A 3,017-nucleotide genomic window follows, 5' to 3' on the forward strand; every position below is an offset into this window, starting at 1 on the left:
GTCCTTGTGCGGCGACCGCTTTTTGGCGGCTACGGGGTATGTGTCGCCCACTTGGCCCGAGTTGGTGCGGCGAATGCGCGAATTCGGCTAGGGCTGACAGGCCTGGTGCAGCAGGCGACGCGTGGCCTCGATATCAGCGCCGGCGTTCATGCGGCCAAGGCCGTACTGGCGCGCCAAATCGCGCCGGCGAAGCCGCTCCCCTGGTGACATGCGCGCGAAGTCATCGAGCGCCTTGGCAAAGCTGTCGATGTCGTCGACATCAACATCCCAACCAATATCTAGCGCCTGGAGGCCGCGCCATGGAGTCGCGTTGCTGATCAGTAGCACACAACCGGCGAGCAAGGCCTCAAGGATGACGTAGCCATTGTTCTCAGCGCGGGTGGGTAGCAGCAACAGCTCGTAGCGACCCATCGAGCGTTGCAGGTCGGCATGAGTTTGGGCGCCCAGATACCTTGCCTTGACGTGGGCCGGTAGTGCCTTGAGCAAGGGTTGGCACTGAGCCCAATACGTGGCGTCACCGATCGGGCCGATGATGTCCAGATGCACGGACGCATGAACTGCGTTCAGCACGGCTAACGCTGCCAACAGGTTCTTCTTCGGGTCGATGCGGGCAGCAAAGACGATGCGCAGCGGCTCGGTATCAAGGCCGATCTGTAGCGCTTGCAACTGTTGAAGATGGCGGGGCGGCAGATCGGGCGCCAAGCCAACTCGGGTGAATCCCAGGGCCCGCAATTCTCTGGCCTCCTCCAGACTGGTAGCGTGGAAGAGTACGTCGCGCAACATACCGGTGGCCCGGAGAAGCTGCAGATAGGCTTGCTTGCGACGGCGCTTGTGCTGCATCGCGCCTGCCATCAACTCACCGCGTGGCGCGAGCAGCACGGGCGCCGGCTTGCCGGCCAGCAGTCGACGAGCGAGCAGCGGCGTGAGCGAGAAGCCGCGTGACAGGAAGCTGTTCAGATAGATGAGATCGAAGCCTTCAGCCAGCAGCGCGCGCAGCGTCTGCCAACGCCCTGGTGCAGGCAGGTAGCGGATATCGATCTTCGCCTGCGAGCGCGCTGCGGCGCGGGCGGCCTCGGGGTAGGGCGTGTGGTCGCGCAGGTCATGGTTGCTGGTCGCCACGACGAATTCGAAATCCTCGTGCAGATGTTGGACGAGATAGTCCACCGCCCGCRCCAGGCCGCCACCTTGCTCGCTAGGCAGGAAAAATGGCGCCAGGATGAGGATCCGAGGTTTGACCGTCATGGCCGGGCAGCGTTGTTCAACCACGCCTCCAATTGAGAGATCAGCGCGGAGCGGTCGAACTCGCGGCAGCAATAGGCTTTGGCGCGCTGGCCCATCAGACCGCGCTCGGCAATGGGCATGGACGCCAAAGCACGGGCATGGCTCGCCAGGGCCTGCGCATCACCTGCGGGGGCCACGAGGCCGGCACCTGCTTCTGTGATGACCCGCGCGCCCTCGCCGTCCAGCATGGCCAGCAGGGGCTTGCCTGCAGCCAGGTATGCCTGGACCTTGCCGGGGATGGTCATTGCGAAAATGGGCTCTGCCTTCAGGGACACGAGCAGCGCGTCGGCGCCCTTGAAGAACTCCGGCATCCGTTCGATGGGGTGGCGGCCGAGCATGAAAACGGTGGATTGCAGACCGCGGCGCATGATCTCAGCACGCACCCAGTCGGCCTGACGGCCATCGCCGACGATGAGCCAGTGGATGTCGCTGCGTTCGCGAGTGGCCTCGGAGGCGGCCAACAGTGCCGGAAAGTCCTGGGCATCGCCGAGATTGCCGGCGAACATGATCTTGAAGACGCCAGTGTGCGCAGCAAGCTCTGCGGCTGGTTCGACTGCGCTCAAATCGCCGTCGAAGATAGCTTCGGCCCATTGTGGAAAGTAGCGGCTCTTGGTCGGCGCTTGTGACCAGCGCTCGATCGCAGGGAAGAAGCCCTTGGACTGGGCCAGGATCAGATCGCAGCGCTTGTAGATGAAGCGCACCAGAGTACCGACAGCGTCGAGACCGCGCGCACTCTTGACCATCCCGACCGCTGCCAGCGTATCAGGCCAGAGGTCGAGCACCCAGAGCAGCAGCGGCGCACGCTTGATGCGGCGAAGCAGCACAGCGGGAAGCGCCGATGTGATCGGCGATGTCTCGAAACAGAAGATCGCGTCGAAGCGCCTGCCGCGCAGCTTCCACGGGCCGAGCAGGCAGCCCCAGAACACAAAGCTCCAATAGTTGAGCAGCAGCCGGATCGAGCCCTTGCTGCGCGGGCGCAGCGGCAGGCGCAAGACCTCTGCGCCGTGATACTGAGCGAAGGCGCCAGGGTCTGCCACATAGTCGTGGAAGATGTCGCCGCCGGGATAATTGGGCCGCCCGGTCAATACCGTCACCTCGTGGCCGCGCGCGCGCAGTTCGGAGACGATCTCATTGACGCGAAAGACCTCAGGCCAGAAGTACTGGCTGACGACGAGCACGCGCATCAGTCCGCCGTCACTCGTATTGGCGCCAGACGACACGCTTCACGTAGTCGGTATAGCTGTGGATGATGYGGACGACCTTGTCCGACACATTGGGCATGCTGTAGTCGTCAACCAGCCGCAATCCCCGGTCTTCGCCGCGTGGTTGGGTGTCGAGGATGGCGAGGCCCTGGCGGACGCGGTCGACGGACAGGCCGGTCATCATGACGGCGCCTTCCTCCATGCCCTCGGGCCGTTCATGCGCCTCGCGCAGATTGAGCGCCGGGAAGTTCAGGATCGACGACTCCTCGTTGATGGTCCCGCTGTCCGACAGCACGGCCTTGGCTGACGTCTGCAGGCGCACGTAGTCAAGGAAGCCGAGGGGCTTCATCAGCTTGATGCCAGCATGAAAGACGATGCCTTCGGCATCGATACGTTTCTGCGTGCGCGGATGCGTCGAAACGATGACCGGCAGGCCGTGGTCCTCGGCGACCGTGTTCAGAATGCCGACAAGCCGGTCAAAGGTGCGCGGCGATTCAATGTTTTCTTCGCGATGGGCGCTGACGACGAAGTAGC

General features: G+C 63.7%; 3 protein-coding genes. All 3 read right to left on the bottom strand.

The genetic code is table 11. The annotated features are described in order from the left end of the window. Nucleotides 1-87: 87 nt before the first annotated feature. Entirely contained in the window at nt 88-1,266 is a 1,179-nt protein-coding gene (locus ACXJKR_RS28615) for a glycosyltransferase family 4 protein (protein ID WP_457325719.1), read from the bottom strand. Beyond that, nucleotides 1,239-2,465: a glycosyltransferase family 4 protein gene (locus tag ACXJKR_RS28620; RefSeq protein WP_457325720.1), complete on the bottom strand. Its 1,227-nt coding sequence runs from the start codon at nt 2,463-2,465 to the stop codon at nt 1,239-1,241. The genes ACXJKR_RS28615 and ACXJKR_RS28620 overlap by 28 nt, the downstream gene beginning before the upstream one ends. A 10-nt stretch (nt 2,466-2,475) precedes the next feature. After that, on the bottom strand, nt 2,476-3,017 hold a 542-nt coding region (locus ACXJKR_RS28625; RefSeq protein ID WP_457325721.1), incomplete at its 5' end, for a UDP-N-acetylglucosamine 2-epimerase.

The sequence above is a fragment of the Roseateles sp. P5_E11 genome (genome assembly GCF_054049355.1).

Bases quoted from the DNA above. Each gene is read 5' to 3' on its own strand.
- ACXJKR_RS28620 (WP_457325720.1), bottom strand. From the start codon at position 2,465: ATGCGCGTGCTCGTCGTCAGCCAGTACTTCTGGCCTGAGGTCTTTCGC.